The following is an 18,565-nucleotide window of genomic DNA, read 5'->3' as shown; positions in this document are numbered from 1 at the left end:
TGCGAGATCGCGGGAATAGGGCGCGAATGCCTCGCGTTATCCAGGTTGTATGTCTACGAATCTGAGCGACGCACGTACCCGTCCGAACCTCGCCCCGCGGCCGACGATCGGGCGCCTCCGCCTGCGTCCCACGCGTCGCGGTCGCGGTTTCATCGTCGGCGTCGTCGATGCCGTGGGTCCCGACACGAACGGCTTCGCGCCGCGTGACCGGGTCGCCTGGCGCGACACCGGCCAGCACCTGGACGCGCTCATCATTATCGACCAGGACGACGTGCTCGGGGTTCCCGGGTGGGTGAGCGACGAGAAGGTCGTCTCCTACCTCGGCGCCGGCCTCATCGCGCGCGCTCTCGTGCGCGCCCGGCCGTTCAGCCGCGGAGAGCAAGTGCGCATCGAGTCACATGACCCGCTCGTCGCCGAGATGACGGCCGCGTGGGCTCGCTCGCTCGGTGCGCAGGTCGTCGACGCCCACACCCCCGAGGCACAGCGTGCCGAGGTCGCCATCCACGACGACCGGATGTCGCGCCGCCGAGGCATGGGAAGTCACGGGCGTCTCGCTCAGGCCACCGTCGAGGTATTCCAGGCGATCCGCGCGGGCGTGTTCGACGACGTTGCGCTGCTTTCCGCCGCCGAGAGCCGCCTGGCGGCGTAACGCCCCCCGTGGCGCATGCCGCGAGCCCTAGGCTGGCGGCATGGGATTTCTGCCCGTGCCCACGGACGATGAGCTTTCAGCCGACGCCGCCGCCGCGCGAAACCGGTTCAGTGACGAGCATCCCGGCCCGTTGTCGACCCTCGATCGCGCGCTGCTGAACAACATCACGGTCTTCGAGTCGTATGCGCGTTGGTTCGATGTGAAGGACCAGCTCGAAGCCCTCGTCGGGGAGCGGGCGGTCACGCTGTTCTCGCTCGCGCTCTCCCGCGCGGTGCAGGCACCATACCCGACCGCATTCTTCGAGGAAGCGCTGCGCGACGGCGGAGACGACCCGGTGAACCCGCAGGTGACCGAGGCCGAGGGGCTGCTGCTCGAGTGGGGCCGCGCGGTCGGCGCCGACCCCAGCCGGGTGCCCGACGAACTCGTGAGCCGCGTCGAGGCGACGTTCAAACCCGCCACCCGCGCGGTGCTCGCGGGTTACGCCGGGCTGATGTTCGCCGTGTGCGTGTTCTCGCTCATCGCGCAACTTGAACCCGAGCCGCCTTCTTCGTGAGCGGCGGCCCTGAGGGCCGCTAGATTGTGACGCATGTCCCAGGCGACTCCTGACAACTCCACCACCACGGTGACGGCTCACGCCGCACAAAAGACGACGGTGGATTTGCCGCAACAGGCGCCCGCCGAGGTGCAGGCGGCGACTGCAGCCACCCCGCAGGCGATCTTCGACGTCGACCCGCGGTGGCGGCCCGGCCTGCTCGCCGGGATCATCATCGGCGGCATCGTGCTGCTCATCGCGCTGATCCTGATCGTCGCGTACTTCTTGCTCTTCCTCGGCCCCGGGCTGTCGTTCTTCGGCGGGGTGCTCGCCCTGATCCCGCTCGCGATCGTGCTGCTCGGGGTGCGCTGGATCGACCGCTGGGAGCCTGAGCCGCGGCTGCTGCTGCTGATCGCCTTCCTCTGGGGAGCGACTGTCTCCGTCGTGTTCGCGCTCGTCGCCGACATCGGCACGTCGTATCTCTATGCCGCGGGGGGCGCCGACGTCAACATGACGGTGTTCCTCCAGAGCACCGTGCAGGCGCCCATCGTCGAAGAAGTCGGCAAGGGCTTCGGCATCCTGCTCATCTACCTCGTCGCCCGGCGCTACTTCGACGGTCCGGTCGACGGCATCGTGTTCGCCGCCCTCGTCGGCGGCGGGTTCGCGTTCACCGAGAACATCCAGTACTTCGCGATCCAGATCGCGGAGTCGGGCCGCCTCGACGTCGCCGTCGGCGAGATCTTCTTCATCCGCGGCATCCTCTCGCCGTTCGCGCACGTGATGTTCACCGCGTTCACCGGCTTCTTCATCGGGCTCGCCGCGCGCAAGGGCACGGCTCTCGGCGGCATCCTGATGTTCGTCGTCGGACTCATTCCGGCGATCCTGCTGCACGCGTTCTGGAACGGCGTGCTGTTCTTCGTCTACGACTTCTATGCGTACTACCTCGTCGTGCAGGTGCCGCTCTTCGCGATCGCGGTGGTGACCGTCGTCCTGCTACGGCGTCGGGAGGCGCAGATGACCCAGCTGCGGCTCGGCGAATATGCCGCGGCGGGCTGGTTCAACGTCACCGAGGTCAACACGCTCGGCACGGCAGCCGGTCGGCGGCAGGCGCGGGCGTGGGCTCGTCAGCGCGGGCTCGGCACGGTCATGAAGGAATACATCAAAGACGCGACTCACCTCGCGTTCACGCGCAACCGCATCGTCTCGGGCCGCGACCGCATCGGGTCGCAGCACGATGAAGCGGTGCTGTTGGCGCAGGTGTCGCAGTCGCGGGCTCGCCTCGCTGCCGCCACCCCGACGACTCCTGCGGCAGCTGCCTCGGCGACGCCCCCGGCACCACCGGTTTCCTAGCCGGGGGGCGCTCAGCCGCCCGACAACGACGTCATCATGTCGGCGAAGAAGCTCCAGCCCCAGATGAGGGCGGTCGCCACAATGAGGATGATCGCTCCCACACTGACCCCGCGCTTGAGTCGAGCGCCCTGCGGGGTAACGATGTTCGACGCGAACGGCGCGGCGGCGCGGTCGTCCTGGTAGCGATCGGTCTGGGTGAGAGTCTTCGCGCCGACCGTTTGCACGATGCGCAACAGCCGTTGGTAGACCGCCGGATTCGCCGTCGGGAACGGGGTCGCCGAGTACACGAACATCCAGTCGTCGACGATCTCGACGTCGAACGGAGCCGCGTTGTCGATGAGCAGCGTCATCAGGTCGGGGGTGAAGACGTAGAGGGCGTCGCGTTCATACGCCTTCGGGCAGTAGAGCGTGAAGAAGCGGTCGAAGTCGCCTTCGAGCGAGAGGATCTGATCCTTGTCGAACTGGGCGGGCAGGTTGGTGCCGCCGAACAGACCGTTGTTGGCTTTGGAGTCGAGCACCATGTGCGGCAGTTTGCGATCGAGTTCGATCGCCAGAAACCCCCACGCGCGAGTCGAGCGGTTCTTGCCCGACCCGGTCGAGTACTGGTAGTTGCCGAAGTCGAGAAATCGCCCCTCGACGGTGCGGAAGTGTTCGGTCGCCTGCCGGCTGTCGCCGACCTGAAAGATCGCCCCGGGATAGCCGGGGTTCGGATCGGCGGGCGAGAAGGTGAAGCCGTTGGCTCGGGCGAACCTGTCCATTCGCAGCCAGCGGCCCCACCGCCCGTTGCCGGCGATCGCGACCCGCACGATGGCGAATCCGACGAGGCCGAGGGCGAACACGAAGAACAGCAGGAACGCGGCGGCGATCGGGTTGCCGCCTTCGAGGCCGCCGATGAGGAACACCAGGATGCCGCCCATCATCGGGATGAGCACGGCGGCTCCGACGACCGAGGCGATCACGATGGCGATGATGGTCTGCGTCGTCGTGTTCGCCCAGGTTGCGCCGGAGGCTCGGGCCTGCGTGCGGTACTCGGCGACCTCTTCAGGGGTCGGCGTGGTGGTGAGGGCGGAGTAGTCGATCACGCGCGCGGACATGTTCACCATTCTCGCGGCGGAAGAGCCGTTAACAGACTCATCGCCCAGTGGCGGGTCATTGACGCCGACGCTTCTGGGCGATGAGTTGTCCTGCACCCAGGGTGCACCCGCCGCGACGTGCCGTCAAGACCCGATCAGGTCACGAACATGTACGGCGCGACGGCGATGGCGAACACGATGACCGCGATCGCGATGAGCCCGGTGATGATGGCCAGCGCGAGATCGCGGCGCTCACGGTTGGGGGTGGTCGACATGGTGATCCTCCGCGTCTGTGTGCCCCGAACATAAGGGTGGTGGCGGATTCGGCTCGGGTCTTGACAACGCACCCCGGATGGGTCAGCCGCGCACGCAGCTTCCCGACGACACCGGCGCAGAAAGACTCGAAGCAGCGGATGCCACCGGCTCGAGTTCGGTGTTCGTCATCGCGTAGCCCAGCTCGGGGTCGTCGGCGCTTCGGGCGAACACGACGCCCGCCACGCGACCGTCGGTGGCGAGCAGCGGGCCGCCCGAGTTTCCGGGTTGCACGACCGCGGCGAGGGTGTACACCTCGCGCGGATTGCGCGGGCCGCCGTAGATGTCGGGGATGTTTTCCGTCGACATCGCCAGCACCTCGGCAGCGCCGCGGGTGAATGGGCCGCCGTAGGGGTAGCCCTCGACGACCGCATCGGCCCCGACGGGGAGATCGGGGGAGAGCCCCAGAGTTGCTGCCGACAGCCCCTCGACGGCGATGATCGCGAGGTCATCGATCGGGTCGAGGTACACGATGCGGCCTTCGAGCGTTTGCCCGTTCGGAGCTTCGACGATCGGCTGGTCGACGCCCGCCACGACGTGGGCGTTCGTGACGATGCGGTCGGGCGCGACGACGAATCCGGTACCCGTCTGGTTCTGGCCGCAGGCGAACGCCGTGCCGCCGATGCGTACGACGGACTGCGCGGCAGCGGTGAGCGCGTCGGTGTCGGTCGGAACGTCGGGGATGCCGGGGGAGTCGACCACCCCGCCGAGGGCTTCGCCGATCGCCGGGAGGCCCTCCTCGAGCACCGCCGACCGCACCCGCGCGAGCAACGCGTCGACCGGCGGAGGGGTGATCGCGTCGATCGCGCGCACCACATAGGAGCCCGAAATGGCCTGGCTGAACAACGGCACGCCGAGCGCACTGACACCGCCCGCGACGAGGGCGAGGATGAGGGCCCCGATGACGCCGTTCGCGACACCCCCGCCCAGACGGCTGCCGAAGCCGATCTCATCGCGCCCACGGTCACGAATGCCGCGCCCGATCCGACCGCCGAGCGCGTGCCCGCCGAACAGCAGCGCTACTGAGACCCCGACGACGACGGCTACCCGCCAGAACGGGTCGGGCACCGCCGAAGCGAGAAGCGGGATGGCGAGGAACGCGAGCGCGCCCCCCGCGATGACCCCCACGATCGCGCCGAGACTGCGCGCGAACCCATTGCGAATACCCTCGCCGATGAACACCAGCATGGTGAGCAGCAGCAACAGATCGAGGAGTCGGGAGGCGATCATCGTGCTTCCAGTCTGGGGCAATTCGCGCCCGATCCGGGTTCGGCGCGGCGGGCTTCGGTGGCTGCTTCGGTGGCGGAGGATAGGCGATCTATTGCGATATATCGGAATAGATCGTAGAGTAGCGCTCCGACCACAAGACCGTCCGGGTCGACGGCAGGCAGTTGGGAGAAACACCGTGCACCGCATGAACATCAATCACGACCGAGGCTCCCGTCAGGGAGTCCAGCCTGAGGGCATACATCCGCGTTTCCGCGCCGGTGGGCCGCACCCCGGAGCCGACTACATGGGCTTCCTCGGCGGGCCCGCGTTCGGACCGCGCGGTTTCGGCGGCCGAGCCCGTAAGGGCGACGTGCGTAGCGCCATCCTGTCGCTCCTCGGCGAAGGGCCCACCAACGGGTACGGCCTCATCAAGGCGATCCACGCCAAGAGCGACGGCGCCTGGCGCCCGAGCCCCGGCTCGGTCTACCCGACGCTGCAACAGCTTGTCGACGAGGGGCTCATCGCCCCGACGTCGCAGGGGCCGCGCGCCGAATACGACCTCACCGACGAGGGCCGCGCCCACGTGGAAGAGCGTGCCGACGAGATCGCGGCCGCCTGGACGCAGTCCCGCAACCCGTGGAAGGAGCAGGGCGACCTGCTGACCGCCGCGCGGAAGCTGGCCGGCGTCGTGCGCCAGGTCGCGTCGGAAGGTACGACTGAGCAGCGCGCGAGCGCCTCGGCGAAGCTCGACGACCTGCGTCGCGAGCTGTACCGGATGCTCGGGGAGTAGAAACTCGGGGTTGCGCGCGACCGTCGTGTCCCTAATATGGGGGACATGACGGTCGCTTACCCGACGACCGGCATGCTCAACCCGCAAAGAGAAGCCCCCGCTCTCGCGTGTTCTTCCTGCGGCACGCGTGCCGTCGCCCTCGACAAGCCCTTCTGCGCGCACTGCGGCAGTCGGGTATCCCTGTCCGTGAAGAGCGGAATCGCCTCGATCGCGGCCACGCGCTCGCTGCAGTTCGCCGCGCTCGCGGTGCTCACCAACATCCTCGTCGGCGGTGCGTCGTTCGGCGTCGTCTACCTGCTGTCGGATGCCGCCCGCCTCACTGAAGCTGCCGTCGGTCTCGAGGCGGTGCGCTTCGTCATCGTGGGCGTGCTGCTCGCCGTCGCGATCCGGTACGGCATCCGCGGCCTGAAGCAGACGCGCGACGGTGCCCTCAGGCGCCGACCGTGGGCGATCCTCGGCCTCGTCATCGCGGGCTTCTACGGGTTGCTCATCCTCGGCTCGTTCACCGCGACGGCCGCGTTGTATCTCTTCGTCCTCTAGCCCGCTTCGTCCTCTGGTATCCTCACAAGGTTGCCGTCAGAACGGCCGCGGATACAGAGAGCCGGCACATCGGGTGCCCGGCGCCGCGCAACGAGGTGAAGGAGGGATCGAATCTATGGCTCTTGACGCTGAGACCAAGAAGGCGATCATCGACGAGTACGCTACCCAGCCCGGTGATACCGGATCCCCCGAGGTTCAGGTCGCGATGCTGACCAAGCGCATCAAGGATCTGACTGAACACCTCAAGGAGCACAAGCACGACCACCACTCACGTCGTGGTCTGCTGCTGCTCGTGGGCCAGCGCCGCCGGCTGCTGGGTTACCTCCAGGACATCGACATCGAGCGCTACCGCTCGCTGATCGAGCGCCTGGGTCTGCGTCGCTAATCGCCGCAGCGCAAGACACGTCAAACGGGTCGTCGTCCTTCGGGGCGGCGGCCCGTTTCTCATGTCACGGTCGCGGTTGGATGACCGCTTGACGCATGTACGGCGTGGCACGGGCGTGCCACCGCATTCGTCCCCGGAGAGCGACTCTTCTCGAGAAGCTGGTTAGCCTCGGACGTATGACGCCCACCGTCGATGCGACCGGCGCTGAGTCGGTCGGGTTACTCACCCGCCGCGCACTGGCCGGATGCGGACTCGCCGCCATCGGGATCGCCGCCGTGACGGGGTGGCTGATCGCCGTCGTGCAGGTCGTAGCCCAGACCGGGGCGTTCTCGGGCGTGCAGGCATACGCCGCCCTCATCTCGGCGATCTTCGGCGCGATGGTCGGCGCGTTCGCCGCCTTCGGCGCCTTCCTCGCCCTCGGTACCGGAGGCACCCTCGGCTGGCGTCCCGTCGCTTTCGAGACCGTCGGGCTCGGGGTCTACGTATTTGCGGTCGCCGCGGCCGGGTACGCCTGGGCGGCCCGCGACCGACCCGATCGCACCCGATGAGCCGCGCGAGCGACGCCGTCGCCGGTGTCGGCTCACGTCTCGGGCGGGTGCGGCCCGACCGCATCCCCGCCCCGTACCTCGGGTGGGTGCTCGCGTGCTGGGCGATCACGCTGCTGCTGGCGGCCGCCATCCTGTTGCCCGGGGGGACCGACGGGATCGCCGCGCAGCAAACCGGATCGTCGGGTCTCGTCGGCCTCTTCACCGCACCGCTCAGCATCCGGTTGCTCGTCGTTGCGGCGGGCGGCATCCTGACGGGCACGCTGCTCGTCGCACTGCTGTTGCGCGAACGGCTCGATCCCGCACCGGCCCGCCGGGTGATGCGGGAATTCGCTCTCGCGGCGGCGGGGGGTTTCCCGGTGCTCGCGTTCGCGGCCGACCGGGAGTGGGTGTTTGCGGGGGCGGCGCTCGTGGTACTCGGTCTCGCCGAGGTGGCCGCGCATCGGCCGAGTGTCGCGAGCGCCGGGGGTACCGTGCTCGTCGGGGTTCTCGCGGCGGCGATCTGGGGGGTGCTGCTCATCGCGCAGCTGACGGCCCCGTCGGCCGCCGGCGGGTGGGCGTGGATCGCGCTCTTCGGGTTTGCGGCGGCGTTCGCGGCGTTCGGGAGTTACTACGGGGTCGCCCGTGCCGCGGAGTCTCGAGTCGGGTGGTTGCGGCCGCTATTCCGGGACGACCTGCCGGTGCTCGCGGTAGCCGGAGTCGTGGCGGTCGTCGTCGTTCTCGCCGCCCTGCGCCTCACGGTCGCGCGCGACCTGTTCCCATCGCCCGATCCTGAATTGTGGAGCCCGTTCGCGAAGGCACCGATCTCGTGGTTGCACGCGGCCGCCGTTGCGGCTCTCGTCGTCGTGGTGGCAGCTCGATCGGTCCGGCGACCCCTCCGTCGCTCACGGGATCGCCGGGTCGTCACGGCGCTCGCGGTTGCCGGCAACGCGCACCTCGCGGCCGGGGTCGTCGTCATCCTCGTGGGGATGGTGATCGCCGCCCTGAGCGGCGGGTTCGTCATCCCCGACGTGTCGCCGGTCGTGGTCGCGGCGCTCAAGTTCGCCGGGGTGGTCGCCATCACTCTGATCGCCCTTCTGCCGCCATTCCGCGGGACCGCCGCCCGAGCGCTCGCCGTCGTCTCCGGGTCGTACCTGATTCCGCTCACTCTCAACGGGCTCCTCGGGTCGGCGGGCGTCGCGCTGCCGGCTGGGCTCGCCGGCTACCCCGCGAGTCCGGTGCAGGTGATGCTCGCGCTTCTCGTGGTCGCCGTCGTAGGCGCGGTCGTCCCCGCCGTGCGCGGCGCGCTGGGAACCGGGCTCGTCGTGCGGCTCGCCGTCGTGCCGATCGTGGCCGTCCATGCCGGGTGGCTGCTGCCCGCCGCGTGGTCGGAGCAAGGTCGCGTCGTGCTCGTCGTCGGTGTGCTGCTCGCGGTGCTGTTCTTCCTGCCGGCGCTCGCCGAAGATCGCGATCGACACGCCCTCGACGTGCTGGGCGCCTCGGGAGGGCAGGTGCTCGCTCTCGTCGTCTTCGCTCTGGCGCTCCCGAGCTTCTTGGGCGACCCGCAGATCGTCGTGCTCGGGCTGTTCTGGCTGTCCGTCGCCGTCGTCGCGGCCCTCACCGTGCGAACCGTCGGCGACGAAGAACCGGCAGTGCAAGAGCCGGCAACGTCAGACGCGGTCTAGGGCTCGAGTTCGCCGAGTGCGCTCGCGTACTCTTCGACGAACGCGCGGAACTGCTGTTCGCTCGGTCATCCGCCGAATCCTTCCAGAAAGGTGAACAGCGCGAGAAACACCCGGTCGCTCGCCGCCATCGCCACGGCGATGAGCCCCCACAGCCCACCCCGGTTCCGGTCCTGCCGCCAAGCGAGCACCGCGAGCACCACGACGAGAGCAGCGAGCACGAGCGCGACGACGAACGACGCCGAGATCAGACCCTCGCCGGCACCCTCGGTGCGCAACACGATCTCGATCCCGAGCCAGGCCGTACAAACGCCCGACACGACGAGTGCGGCAAGAGCGAGCGGGGGAATCCCGGTGGGGCGCGCAGGAGGCGGCGGAGGCGGCGGAACGGGCGTCGAACCAGGCGGTGAGGAGGTCACGATCTCACGCTAGTGTTCACTCACTCGCACCAGGAGGACGTCAATGAGCACCAAGCCCACCGCCGGGGAACGCCTGCGTTACTGGTTCGACAATTGGATGGCGCGAGGGCCGATCGCTCTCATGGCCCTTCTCGGCATCGCGACCGTTGCGTTCGTCGTGGTGCTCGGCACGATCGCCTGGACCGTGCTCACGCTGATTGGCGACACAGACAACCTCGGCACGGACGCGGCTGGCCCGCTCGACCTCATCTGGCGCAGCCTGATGCGCACCCTCGATCCCGGCACGATGGGCGGCGACCAGAACTGGCCGTTCCGCATCATGATGCTTCTGGTCACGGTCGGCGGACTGGTCATCGTGGCGAGCCTCATCGGCATCGTCTCGGGCGCGTTCGACAGCAAGGTCGAAGAGCTGCGCAAGGGCCGCTCGCGCGTGCTCGAACAGGACCACACCCTGATCCTCGGCTGGAGCACCAAAGTGTTCTCCATCGTGTCCGAGATCTGCGCCGCCAATCTCTCGCGCGGCAAGAGCGCGATCGTCATCCTCGCCGACCGCGACAAGGTCGAGATGGAAGACGACATCAAGGCTCAGATCGGTGACACCGGCAAGACCAGAGTCATCGTGCGCTCCGGCGATCCGATGAACCTGGCCGAGCTGGAGGTCGCGAATCCGCACACGGCCCGCAGCATCATCGTGCTCGCCCCCGACGACGGTGACGACCCCGACTCGACCGTCATCAAGACGACGCTCGCCGTCACCAACAACCCTGCCCGCAAGAAGGGCAGCTACCACATCGTCGGCGAGCTGCAGAACCCCGGCAACCTCGAGGCCGCGACGCTCGTCGGTCGTGACGAGGCCCACTGGGTGCTCTCGACAGAGCTGATCAGCCGCATCACCGTGCAGACCTGCCGACAGAGCGGGCTGTCGGTCGTCTATTCGGAGCTGCTCGACTTCGACGGTGCCGAGATCTACTTCACCCAGCAGCCGAGCCTCGTGGGAAAGACCTACTTCGACGCGCAGCTCGCCTTCGCGACCTCCGCCGTGATGGGCCTCGTGCAGGGCGGCAAGGTGACCCTCAACCCGGCATCCGAGACGGTGCTCGCGGCCGGCGATCTGATCATCGTCATTGCTGAGGACGACGATGCGATCGCGCTCACCGAACCGGGTACGCCCGACCTCAGTGTGGTGAGCGAGTCGACGGTCGCACCGGAGACCCCCGAGTCGACGCTCGTGCTCGGCCACAACGAGGGCCTACCGCTGATGCTCACCGAACTCGACGGCTATTCGACGGCACGGTCGCGCGTCACGGTCGTCGCGGATGTCGACGAGCCCGGGTTCGACGGCCTCGCCAACCTCGACGTGACGTTCCAGCGCGGCGACCCGACCAGCCGGGCCGTGCTCGACGCGCTGTACGTGCACGAGTTCGACCACATCATCGTGCTCGCCGCGAAGGAGACGCTGCCCGCCCAGCGCGCCGACGCCAAGACGCTCATCACGCTGCTGCACCTGCGCGACATCGCCGTGAAGAAGGGTTCCGACCTCAACGTCGTCAGCGAGATGATCGACGACCGCAACCGCGAACTCGCCGAAGTCACCCAGGCCGACGACTTCATCGTGAGCGACCAGCTCATCAGCCTGATGCTCTCGCAACTCAGCGAGAACAAGCGGCTGACGGATGTCTTCGATGAACTGTTCTCGGCCTCCGGCGCCGAGATCTACCTGCGTCCCGCGCACCTCTACGTTTCCGGAGGGGCCGAAGCCGACTTCTACACCGTGATCGAGGCCGCCCGCCGCCGCGGGGAGACCGCCATCGGCTATCGCCTCGACGAGCACGCGCGCAGCAGCGAGCACGCCTACGGAGTCACCGTCAACCCCACGAAGACGCAGAAGCGCGCGTTCGCCCCCGGCGACAAGGTCATCGTTCTCTCCGAACACTGACCCGTTGAGGTCGCGGAACGCCTACGCGGCGTAGCGGGCGCTGAGGTCTCGACGAAGAGGGAGCGTCACCCGAGGTCGGGGCTAAAGCCGGCCGAGAGCAGCAGGAGGCGAAGGCCGATTGCGGCCGCGCCGAACAGCAGCCCGAAGAGTCCGAGCACCCGGCCGCGACCCGACACCAACGCGATGAGGCCGAGGAGCGCGGCCAGACCACCGCTGAAGAACCCGCCGAAGAAGACACCGAGCGCGACAACGGCGAGTCCAGCGGCACCGAGCGCGGTTGCGACGCCCGAGAAGTCGCCGCTCGTGAGGTCAGAGATCGCACCGACCAGAACGACGACGACGAAGATGATGAAGGCGAGGTCGCCGAGGGCGGTGAGCAGACCGAGCACGAACGACCAGGCACCGACGCCGCGCTTCTTCTTCTCGACGGGCGTGGGCGGGGCGACGACCGAGGTCTCCTCCGCCGATTCAGTGACGGCGACCGGCTCAGCCGGCGTCTTCGTGGCGGGAACTCCGGGCTCAGGTGTCGACATGTCGGACATGGCACGACTGTAGTCGTCGCGCACCGTCGCCGTCACGGGTTGACGCCGGGTTCAGCCGCGAGTTCACTTAGCCGCTCTTGCGACGGAACTCCCGCTTGTTGCCGGCTGCACCATGGGTGCCGTTAACGGCGGACCCGCCGTCGAGGTGGCCCGGCCGGTTCTGCGCGTTCTGCTTCTTGCGCTCGAGCGCTTCGCGGAACTTACGCTTCGTCTCCTCTGAAGCGGAGGTGTCGGCAGCCTTCTCATCCATGGTCGTGAGCTTACGCGGTGGTCGCGGAGGTCGACGCGTCGGCCTGCTGCGCGGCGATCTCGGCACGTACCGCGTCCATGTCGAGGGCGCGTACTTGGCCGAGCAGGTCGTCGAGAGCGCGGCGCGGGAGTGCGCCAGCCTGCGAGAACACCCCGATGCCGTCGCGGAAGATCATGAGCGTCGGGATCGACCGGATGTTCATGGCACCCGACAGGTCGGGGTTCGCTTCGGTGTCGACTTTGGCGAACACGACATCCGGGTTGTCGTCGGAGGCGGCGCCGTAGATCGGGGCGAACGCGCGACACGGGCCGCACCACTCGGCCCAGAAGTCGACGAGAACGATGCCGGATTCAGCGTCGGACTCAAGAACGGTGGACTCGAAGTTCTCGGTGGTCAGGTCGCGGGTGGCCATGGGTTAAGGGTATGCGGCGCAGGAACCGGGCGCTGGCTGGGCCGCAGGTCAGTCCGCGACGAGGGCGGTGTGGGTTTCGCGGATGAGGCGGGCGAGGGCCTCGGGCTGTTCGGCCGGCACGAAGTGTGAGGTACCGGGGATGACTCGCACCCGGTATCCGAGTCGCTCGCGCAGTGCCGTCGCGGCGGCGTGGCGTGGCGGCGGCGAGTCGCCGCCCACCGTGACGAGGACCGGACCTTGGCCCGGTGCGGCAGCGGCCGGCTCGAACGCCCGGAACATCGGCAACTCCCTCTCGACCGCTCCCGGGTCGGCGGAGGCCATGCCCGGATCCCAGAGTGATCCGTAGAGGGTGGCCCCGAACCCCGGAACACCGTTCTCGGAGTAGGCCGCCGCCACGGGGCCGAGCAGTCCCGGCACGAGCGAGCCGACGGCGGGCTCGTGCAGGATCGCGCCGGCCAGTCGCGTCTCGGATGCGGCGAACGCGAGCCCGAGGGTGGCACCGCCACTCACCCCCACCAGCAGTGCCCCGTCGACGATCGGCTCCAATGCGCCGAGTTCCGCGTCGAGGTCGCCGAGACACGGGCGGTCGGGGGCCACGACGTCCAAGCCGTCGAGAAAGGCAAGCACGCCTCGCCACATCGTCGAGGTCGTGGCGACGCCGTGCAGCAATACGATTCGAGGTCCGGGCACAGCCGAACCCTACCGATCCCACCCAATCCGCCGAGATGTAACAGCGCCGTAACCGCATGGGCCCGTTCGGAAACATGATCGTTACCGGCCCAGTGCGGACGCGAAACATCGTGCGGCCAGGCTGTGCCCATGTATACAGGCCCACATACAGCTTCGGATGCGGTCCTGCGTCGCGAGCAGGCGTACCTGCATCTGCGCCGGATGGTGCTCGTCGGCGAGTTCGCTTTCGGCCAACGGCTCGGCGAAGAAGGAATCGCCGAACAGCTCGGGGTCTCGCGCACTCCGGTTCGCGAAGCGCTCGTGCGGCTGCACAACGACCGGTTGCTCAACCGCTACGCCGACGGCGGCTTCTACGTCGCCGAGCCGGACCTCGCCGACCTCCGTGACCTCTACGAGTTGCGGCTCACGCTCGAGCTGCGCAGCATCACGCGGCCGCAGGAGACCGGCATCCCGCACGACCGTGCGCTGCTCGAAGCGCTCCGGGAGCGGTGGCGGGCGATCCAGAACGCCCCGCCCGGGCCTGACGGCTCGTTCATCGAACTCGACGAGTCCTTTCACGTCGCCCTGAGCCGCGCCGCAGGGAACCTCATCATCACCGAGACGCTCGAGGCGGTCAACGTGCGCATCCGACCCGTACGGATGCACGACTTCCTCGACGTGGAGCGCATCGAGGTCAGCATCGTCGAGCATCTCGAGATCGTGGATGCGGTGCTCGACGAGGAACTCGACCTCGCCGCCACGCGGCTGCGGCGCCACATCGGCATCTCGATGGATGTCGTCGAGGAGCGCGCCGCACGCGCGATGACGGCGATGATGCTCGCCCGATCCAAGCGGAGGCCCTGATGACGGCAGCCCGGGTCGCCCCCGCATCCGCGACTGCGCCACCGGGGGATGCGGAGCCGCTCATGCGGGTCGCCGGATTCACCAAGCACTTCGGCGAGGTCCAGGCCAACACCGATGTCGAGTTCGAGGTGCGTGCCGGGGAGGTGCACGCGCTCGTCGGCGAGAACGGCGCGGGCAAGAGCACGCTGCTCAAGATGATCTACGGCGTGTACCACCCGGACGCCGGTCGGATGATCGTCGACGGCGCCGAGGTGATCCCGGGCTCGCCCGCGGAAGCTCGAGCTCTCGGGATCGGGATGGTCTTCCAGGATCTTCGCCTGGTGCCGGCTCTGACCGTCACCGAGAACATCGCGCTCGCGCTCGAGGGCGGGCAATTGCTGCGGCTCGACTCGCTCGCGCGCCGGATCGCCGCAGCGAGCGAGCGGCACGGCCTCGCCGTTCACCCGAAGTCGCGCGTGCAGCATCTGTCGATCGGCGAGCGGCAGCGCGTCGAGATTCTCAAGGTACTCATGACCGGCGCGCGACTCGTCATCCTCGATGAGCCGACGAGCGTGCTCGCGCCGCAAGAGGTCGAGGCGCTGTTCGGCATCGTGCGGCACTTGCGCGACCAGGGATTCGGGGTCGTGATCGTGACCCACAAGCTCCCCGAGGTCCGCCAGATCGCCGACCGGGCCACCGTGCTCCGGGCCGGGCGAACCGTGCTGTCCGGAGTCGATCCGGCCGACTACGGCGACGACGAGCTCATCGAGGCGATGGTCGGCCATTCGGTACCGGCCCTCGCGACCGAGCGCAGCCTGGTGGATGTCGCCGCCTCACCGGTCTTGGAGATCAGCGACGTCAGTTCGCGCGGCGACCGCGGCCACGAAGCACTCAAGGGGATCTCGCTCGTCGTGCGCCCCGGAGAGCTCGTCGGGGTCGCCGGGGTCGCCGGCAGCGGCCAACGCGAGTTGTGCGAGGTGGCGCTCGGGTTGCGCGAGACCACTCGGGGGAGCGTGAAGGTCGCCGGAATTCTCGCGAGCAATCCGCGGCGCGTCCTCGCCGCCGGGGCCGCGAGCGTCCCCGAAGATCCTGTGGGCGACGCCGTCGTGGCGCGGCTCTCGGTGCTCGACCACATGGCGATCGACGGCCGCCCGCTGCCGAAGCGGCGGTGGGGGATCGACTGGCACGGCATCCGACGGCGCACCGACCACGCCGACGCGCGCCTCGGGTTGCGCATCGCGCCTCGGCACCGGCGGCTGAGCGACCTCTCCGGCGGCAACATCCAGCGGGTGCTCCTGACGCGCGAGCTCGGCCTCGACGCGAAACTCGTCGTCGCCGCCTACCCGAGCCGCGGACTCGACGTCTCGAACGTGCGTCGCACCCAGCAGATCCTCCTCGAGCGTCGCGCCGAAGGGGCGGGCGTGCTGATGATCTCCGAGGATCTCGACGAGCTGATGGCGATGGCCGACCGGATCGTCGTCATGCACGACGGCCACATCGCGGGAGAACTCGCGGCGGCGGATTTCGAGCGCCAGCGCATCGGCCGGTTGATGATCGGCGGCGCCGCGTGACCGTGACCACCGAACCCCCGGCAGCCGCTCCGCCCCTGGCGCCTCCTCCCCGGCGCAGCGCCGGCGAACGGGCACGGGCGGCACTACCGATTGTCGCGCGGTGGGCGGCGGCACTCCTCGGCGCCGTCGTGGTGTTCAGCGCCCTCATCGTGTTCAAAGGGGCGAACCCGCTCGAGGTCTTCCCCGACATGTGGCTCTCGACCTTCGGTCGGCCGCGATCGGTCTCCGAGATCGTGATCGCGATGGCGCCGCTCATTCTGGCCGCACTCGCCGTCGTCGTGCCCGCGCGAGCAGGGATGTCGAACGTGGGGGGCGAGGGCCAGGTGATCGTCGGCGCGATCGCCGCCTGCGGGGTCGCGCTCGCGACCGACGGCACCCTCCCCGGCCCGCTCGTACTCGCGCTCATGATGGTCGCCGGAGTCGCCGCCGGGGCGGCCTGGGCGGGCGTCGCCGGTGTGCTGCGCCTCGGATTCCAGGTCAACGAAGCGGTCAGCACCCTGCTGCTGAACTTCGTGGCGCTCGACCTTCTGCTGTTTCTCATCTACCAGCCCTGGCGGGAGTCGGCGGCGGGGCAACCGACGACCCCCGAACTCGCCGACGCCGCGAAGCTGCCTCTGCTGACCGGCAGCACCGTGCACATCGGCATCGTGCTGGCGGTGCTCGCGACGATCGCCGTGTTCCTCGTGCTGCGTTTCACCCGGTGGGGGTTCCGCCTGTCCGTCGTCGGTGGCAACGCCGAGGCCGCTCGCCGCGCGGGAATGCCGGTGCCGGCTCTGCTGCTGTCCGCGCTCCTCGTCGGCGGGGCACTCGCGGGCCTTGCGGGAGTCGTCGAGTACGCGGGCGTCGAGTACAAGCTGCGGCCCGGTTTCGGCGCGCAGATCGGCTACGTCGGATTCCTCGCGAGCTGGCTCGCCCGCCACCGACCCGTGCCGGTGCTCGTCGCGGCGTTCGTCTTCGCCGGGCTCGCCGTCGCCGGCGGCAGCCTCCAGCTGGACGCCCAGCTCCCGGCGGCGACCGTCAACATCCTGACCGCGCTGATCCTCATGGCGGTGCTCGGATTCACCCAGCGAAAGGCGCGCCGAGCATGAGCATCATCATCGACGTGTTGACGGGCGGCGTGCGCGGCGGGACCTCCATCCTCTATGCAGCGCTCGGCGAGACCGTCTCGGAGCGCGCCGGCGTCATCAACCTCGGCACCGAAGGCGGGATGCTCGGCGGGGCGCTGTGCGCCTACATCGTGTGTGCTGAGACCGGCAACCCGTGGCTCGGGGTGCTCGCCGGCGGAGTCGCGGGCTTCATTCTCGCGCTCATCCACGGTCTCCTCGTGGTGTGGCGCGGCGCGAACCAGTTCGCGGTCGGGTTGACAATCCTGTTCTTCGCCCTCGGGCTCACTTCGCTCTTCGGTGCGAGCTACGTCGGGCGCAGCATCATCCCGTTCACGCCGGTGAAGATTCCCCTGCTCGGTGACATCCCGGTGATCGGACCGATCCTGTTCAACCAGGACCCGATCGTCTACGGCAGTTACCTCGTCGTACCGCTGGTGTGGTTCATCCTGTTCCGCACCCGGATGGGATTGCTCATCCGCACGGCCGGGGAACGCTCGGAGGCCCTCACCGTGCACGGCATCAGCCCGCGCAAGGTGCGGATCCTCGCGGTAGCGGCCGGCGGATTTCTCGGGGGCGTCGGCGGCGCCCACCTCTCGATCGCGTACACCAATACGTGGTTCGAGAACATGGTCGCCGGGCGCGGCTTCATCGCCGTCGCGCTCGTGATCTTCGCCTCGTGGAGCCCGCTACGCGTCCTCGCAGGGGCCTACCTGTTCGGCGCCGCCCTCGCGCTCGGCCCCGCCCTCCAGGCACGCGGCTTCGCCATCAATCAGTTCGCGCTGCACGTCGTGCCGTTCGTTCTGACGCTCGTCGTTCTCGCCGTGCTCGGCAGGCGCACCATTTCGGCTGCGCCTGCCGAGCTCAAACGGGTGTTCGAGAACGGGCCACCAGATCCCTAGGCCCTCGCCGGACCGGCGGAACACCCGGATGCAGTCCGCTCCACCTTGCACCTCTCTCGCCCTCATCCCGGGTGACAGCCCGGGAGAGAACCGCTTCACTTCCGGCGAGCCGGATGTGAATACACGAAAGGAACACCCATGTCCCAAGTTACCGTACGGCTCGCGAGCGCAGCACTCGCCGCCGCCATCGCCTTCGGGCTCGCGGCGTGCGCGCCCGCAGCCGAGTCCACCGATGCCGGGGACGCCCCGGGCGTCGGAGGCACCGCGATCGGCTTCATCACGGTCGGCCCGAAGGACGACTTCGGCTACAACCAGGCCGTCGTCGAGGCGGCCGAACTTCTCGGTGAGGAGTACCCCGACCTCGAGATCCTGACGGCCGAGAACGTCCCCGAGGACGACAGCGCCGTGACGACGATGGAGCAGATGATCGACCGCGGAGCGAAGATCATCTTCGCCACGAGCTACGGTCACCTCGACGCCGCCGTACAGGTCGCCGAAGCGCACCCGGATGTCGTGGTGGTGCAACAGGGCAACTCGATCGCCGACGAGTTCGGCCCGAACATCGGCACCTACTTCGGCACCGTCTACGAGCCGATGTACCTCGCCGGCATCGCCGCGGGTGCGGCGTCGGAGTCGGGCAAGCTCGGCTACGTCTACGCCTTCCCGATCCCCCAGACGCTGGCCAACATCAGCGCATTCGAGCTCGGCGCAAAGTCGGTGAACCCAGAGGCGAAGACCTACGTGGTCAATACGTCGAACTGGTGTGACCCGGCCAAGCAGGCCGAAGCCGCGAACAGCTTGATCTCACAAGGTGTCGACGTGTTGACGCAACACCAGGACTGCACCAAGACCGTGATCGCAACAGCCGAGGC

Annotated in this window: 21 protein-coding genes; 14 read left to right on the top strand and 7 right to left on the bottom strand. The window is 68.7% G+C overall.

Going from position 1 to position 18,565, the window contains the following annotated elements:
* Window positions 1-49: 49 nt before the first annotated feature.
* Genes RMO30_RS07130 through RMO30_RS07120 form a run of 3 tightly spaced genes read left to right on the top strand, consistent with a single transcriptional unit; the run spans window position 50 to window position 2,531 of the window.
* Window positions 50-649 carry a hypothetical protein gene (locus tag RMO30_RS07130; protein ID WP_309711311.1) on the top strand — a complete coding sequence of 200 codons (600 nt, stop codon included), beginning with the start codon at window positions 50-52 and terminating at the stop codon, window positions 647-649.
* Window positions 650-689: 40 nt separating this feature from the next.
* Window positions 690-1,202: a hypothetical protein gene (locus tag RMO30_RS07125; protein WP_309711308.1), complete on the top strand. Its 513-nt coding sequence runs from the start codon at window positions 690-692 to the stop codon at window positions 1,200-1,202.
* A gap of 33 nt (window positions 1,203-1,235) precedes the next feature.
* Window positions 1,236-2,531: a PrsW family intramembrane metalloprotease gene (locus RMO30_RS07120; RefSeq protein ID WP_309711305.1), complete on the top strand. Its 1,296-nt coding sequence runs from the start codon at window positions 1,236-1,238 to the stop codon at window positions 2,529-2,531.
* Window positions 2,532-2,542: 11 nt separating this feature from the next.
* Here the strand turns inward: RMO30_RS07120 and RMO30_RS07115 are convergent, their stop codons facing one another.
* Together RMO30_RS07115 and RMO30_RS07110 are read right to left on the bottom strand one after the other, a co-directional pair.
* Window positions 2,543-3,625, bottom strand: a complete 1,083-nt coding sequence (locus tag RMO30_RS07115; RefSeq protein ID WP_309711303.1) for a hypothetical protein — start codon at window positions 3,623-3,625, stop codon at window positions 2,543-2,545.
* Window positions 3,626-3,961: 336 nt separating this feature from the next.
* On the bottom strand, window positions 3,962-5,146 hold the full coding sequence (locus tag RMO30_RS07110; protein WP_309711300.1) for a MarP family serine protease: 1,185 nt from the start codon (window positions 5,144-5,146) through the stop codon (window positions 3,962-3,964).
* A 283-nt stretch (window positions 5,147-5,429) separates the two neighbouring features.
* Between RMO30_RS07110 and RMO30_RS07105 the strand changes: the two genes are divergently transcribed.
* From RMO30_RS07105 to RMO30_RS07085, 5 genes are all read left to right on the top strand, one after another.
* The gene (locus RMO30_RS07105; protein WP_309711298.1) at window positions 5,430-5,915 is read left to right on the top strand and encodes a PadR family transcriptional regulator; all 486 of its coding nucleotides are present in this window, start codon (window positions 5,430-5,432) and stop codon (window positions 5,913-5,915) included.
* A gap of 45 nt (window positions 5,916-5,960) precedes the next feature.
* Complete coding sequence (locus RMO30_RS07100; RefSeq protein WP_309711296.1) at window positions 5,961-6,455, top strand: hypothetical protein; 495 nt, start codon at window positions 5,961-5,963, stop codon at window positions 6,453-6,455.
* A gap of 115 nt (window positions 6,456-6,570) precedes the next feature.
* Window positions 6,571-6,840 carry a 30S ribosomal protein S15 gene (gene rpsO / locus RMO30_RS07095; protein ID WP_309711293.1) on the top strand — a complete coding sequence of 90 codons (270 nt, stop codon included), beginning with the start codon at window positions 6,571-6,573 and terminating at the stop codon, window positions 6,838-6,840.
* A 176-nt stretch (window positions 6,841-7,016) separates the two neighbouring features.
* Entirely contained in the window at window positions 7,017-7,388 is a 372-nt protein-coding gene (locus RMO30_RS07090) for a hypothetical protein (protein WP_309711292.1), read from the top strand.
* The gene (locus RMO30_RS07085) at window positions 7,385-9,049 is read left to right on the top strand and encodes a hypothetical protein (protein ID WP_309711290.1); all 1,665 of its coding nucleotides are present in this window, start codon (window positions 7,385-7,387) and stop codon (window positions 9,047-9,049) included. Before RMO30_RS07090 ends, RMO30_RS07085 begins: the two co-directional genes overlap by 4 nt.
* Window positions 9,050-9,114: 65 nt before the next feature.
* Here the strand turns inward: RMO30_RS07085 and RMO30_RS07080 are convergent, their stop codons facing one another.
* Window positions 9,115-9,465, bottom strand: coding sequence for a hypothetical protein (locus RMO30_RS07080; RefSeq protein WP_309711287.1), 351 nt, complete (start codon window positions 9,463-9,465; stop codon window positions 9,115-9,117).
* Window positions 9,466-9,508: 43 nt separating this feature from the next.
* Between RMO30_RS07080 and RMO30_RS07075 the strand changes: the two genes are divergently transcribed.
* Window positions 9,509-11,401, top strand: a complete 1,893-nt coding sequence (locus RMO30_RS07075; protein WP_309711284.1) for a CASTOR/POLLUX-related putative ion channel — start codon at window positions 9,509-9,511, stop codon at window positions 11,399-11,401.
* Between the two features lie 65 nt (window positions 11,402-11,466).
* On the opposite strand, the gene RMO30_RS07070 is transcribed toward RMO30_RS07075, so the two are convergent.
* The 4 genes from RMO30_RS07070 to RMO30_RS07055 all read right to left on the bottom strand — a co-directional run bounded on the left by RMO30_RS07070 (window position 11,467) and on the right by RMO30_RS07055 (window position 13,295).
* The gene (locus tag RMO30_RS07070; protein WP_309711281.1) at window positions 11,467-11,943 is read right to left on the bottom strand and encodes a hypothetical protein; all 477 of its coding nucleotides are present in this window, start codon (window positions 11,941-11,943) and stop codon (window positions 11,467-11,469) included.
* A 67-nt stretch (window positions 11,944-12,010) separates the two neighbouring features.
* A complete protein-coding gene (locus RMO30_RS07065) occupies window positions 12,011-12,193 on the bottom strand; it encodes a DUF5302 domain-containing protein (protein WP_191282341.1) in 183 nt (60 codons plus the stop codon).
* A 10-nt stretch (window positions 12,194-12,203) separates the two neighbouring features.
* A complete protein-coding gene (trxA, locus tag RMO30_RS07060; protein ID WP_309711273.1) occupies window positions 12,204-12,605 on the bottom strand; it encodes a thioredoxin in 402 nt (133 codons plus the stop codon).
* Window positions 12,606-12,653: 48 nt separating this feature from the next.
* Entirely contained in the window at window positions 12,654-13,295 is a 642-nt protein-coding gene (locus RMO30_RS07055) for an alpha/beta hydrolase (RefSeq protein WP_309711271.1), read from the bottom strand.
* Between the two features lie 129 nt (window positions 13,296-13,424).
* Here RMO30_RS07055 and RMO30_RS07050 point away from each other — a divergent pair, with 129 nt between their 5' ends.
* From RMO30_RS07050 to RMO30_RS07030, 5 genes are all read left to right on the top strand, one after another.
* Window positions 13,425-14,138, top strand: coding sequence for a GntR family transcriptional regulator (locus tag RMO30_RS07050; RefSeq protein ID WP_309711268.1), 714 nt, complete (start codon window positions 13,425-13,427; stop codon window positions 14,136-14,138).
* Window positions 14,138-15,688, top strand: coding sequence for an ABC transporter ATP-binding protein (locus RMO30_RS07045; protein ID WP_309711264.1), 1,551 nt, complete (start codon window positions 14,138-14,140; stop codon window positions 15,686-15,688). The genes RMO30_RS07050 and RMO30_RS07045 overlap by 1 nt, the downstream gene beginning before the upstream one ends.
* The gene (locus RMO30_RS07040) at window positions 15,685-16,776 is read left to right on the top strand and encodes an ABC transporter permease (protein ID WP_309711261.1); all 1,092 of its coding nucleotides are present in this window, start codon (window positions 15,685-15,687) and stop codon (window positions 16,774-16,776) included. The genes RMO30_RS07045 and RMO30_RS07040 overlap by 4 nt, the downstream gene beginning before the upstream one ends.
* Window positions 16,773-17,693, top strand: a complete 921-nt coding sequence (locus tag RMO30_RS07035) for an ABC transporter permease (protein WP_309711258.1) — start codon at window positions 16,773-16,775, stop codon at window positions 17,691-17,693. The genes RMO30_RS07040 and RMO30_RS07035 overlap by 4 nt, the downstream gene beginning before the upstream one ends.
* A 138-nt stretch (window positions 17,694-17,831) precedes the next feature.
* On the top strand, window positions 17,832-18,565 hold a 734-nt coding region (locus RMO30_RS07030), incomplete at its 3' end, for a BMP family ABC transporter substrate-binding protein (RefSeq protein WP_309711257.1).

It is taken from the genome of Pseudolysinimonas sp. (genome assembly GCF_031389465.1).
Taxonomy (GTDB): Bacteria; Actinomycetota; Actinomycetes; order Actinomycetales; family Microbacteriaceae; genus Pseudolysinimonas_A.
The sequence above is the reverse complement of the archived record's forward strand: the minus strand, read 5'-3'. Positions and strand labels throughout refer to the sequence as shown.

Coding starts and splice junctions, on each gene's coding strand:
- RMO30_RS07130 (WP_309711311.1), top strand. CDS start 50: ATGTCTACGAATCTGAGCGACGCACGTACCCGTCCGAACCTCGCCCCG.
- RMO30_RS07125 (WP_309711308.1), top strand. CDS start 690: ATGGGATTTCTGCCCGTGCCCACGGACGATGAGCTTTCAGCCGACGCC.
- RMO30_RS07120 (WP_309711305.1), top strand. CDS start 1,236: ATGTCCCAGGCGACTCCTGACAACTCCACCACCACGGTGACGGCTCAC.
- RMO30_RS07115 (WP_309711303.1), bottom strand. CDS start 3,625: ATGTCCGCGCGCGTGATCGACTACTCCGCCCTCACCACCACGCCGACC.
- RMO30_RS07110 (WP_309711300.1), bottom strand. CDS start 5,146: ATGATCGCCTCCCGACTCCTCGATCTGTTGCTGCTGCTCACCATGCTG.
- RMO30_RS07105 (WP_309711298.1), top strand. CDS start 5,430: ATGGGCTTCCTCGGCGGGCCCGCGTTCGGACCGCGCGGTTTCGGCGGC.
- RMO30_RS07100 (WP_309711296.1), top strand. CDS start 5,961: ATGACGGTCGCTTACCCGACGACCGGCATGCTCAACCCGCAAAGAGAA.
- rpsO (WP_309711293.1), top strand. CDS start 6,571: ATGGCTCTTGACGCTGAGACCAAGAAGGCGATCATCGACGAGTACGCT.
- RMO30_RS07090 (WP_309711292.1), top strand. CDS start 7,017: ATGACGCCCACCGTCGATGCGACCGGCGCTGAGTCGGTCGGGTTACTC.
- RMO30_RS07085 (WP_309711290.1), top strand. CDS start 7,385: ATGAGCCGCGCGAGCGACGCCGTCGCCGGTGTCGGCTCACGTCTCGGG.
- RMO30_RS07075 (WP_309711284.1), top strand. CDS start 9,509: ATGAGCACCAAGCCCACCGCCGGGGAACGCCTGCGTTACTGGTTCGAC.
- RMO30_RS07070 (WP_309711281.1), bottom strand. CDS start 11,943: ATGTCCGACATGTCGACACCTGAGCCCGGAGTTCCCGCCACGAAGACG.
- RMO30_RS07065 (WP_191282341.1), bottom strand. CDS start 12,193: ATGGATGAGAAGGCTGCCGACACCTCCGCTTCAGAGGAGACGAAGCGT.
- trxA (WP_309711273.1), bottom strand. CDS start 12,605: ATGGCCACCCGCGACCTGACCACCGAGAACTTCGAGTCCACCGTTCTT.
- RMO30_RS07050 (WP_309711268.1), top strand. CDS start 13,425: ATGTATACAGGCCCACATACAGCTTCGGATGCGGTCCTGCGTCGCGAG.
- RMO30_RS07045 (WP_309711264.1), top strand. CDS start 14,138: ATGACGGCAGCCCGGGTCGCCCCCGCATCCGCGACTGCGCCACCGGGG.
- RMO30_RS07035 (WP_309711258.1), top strand. CDS start 16,773: ATGAGCATCATCATCGACGTGTTGACGGGCGGCGTGCGCGGCGGGACC.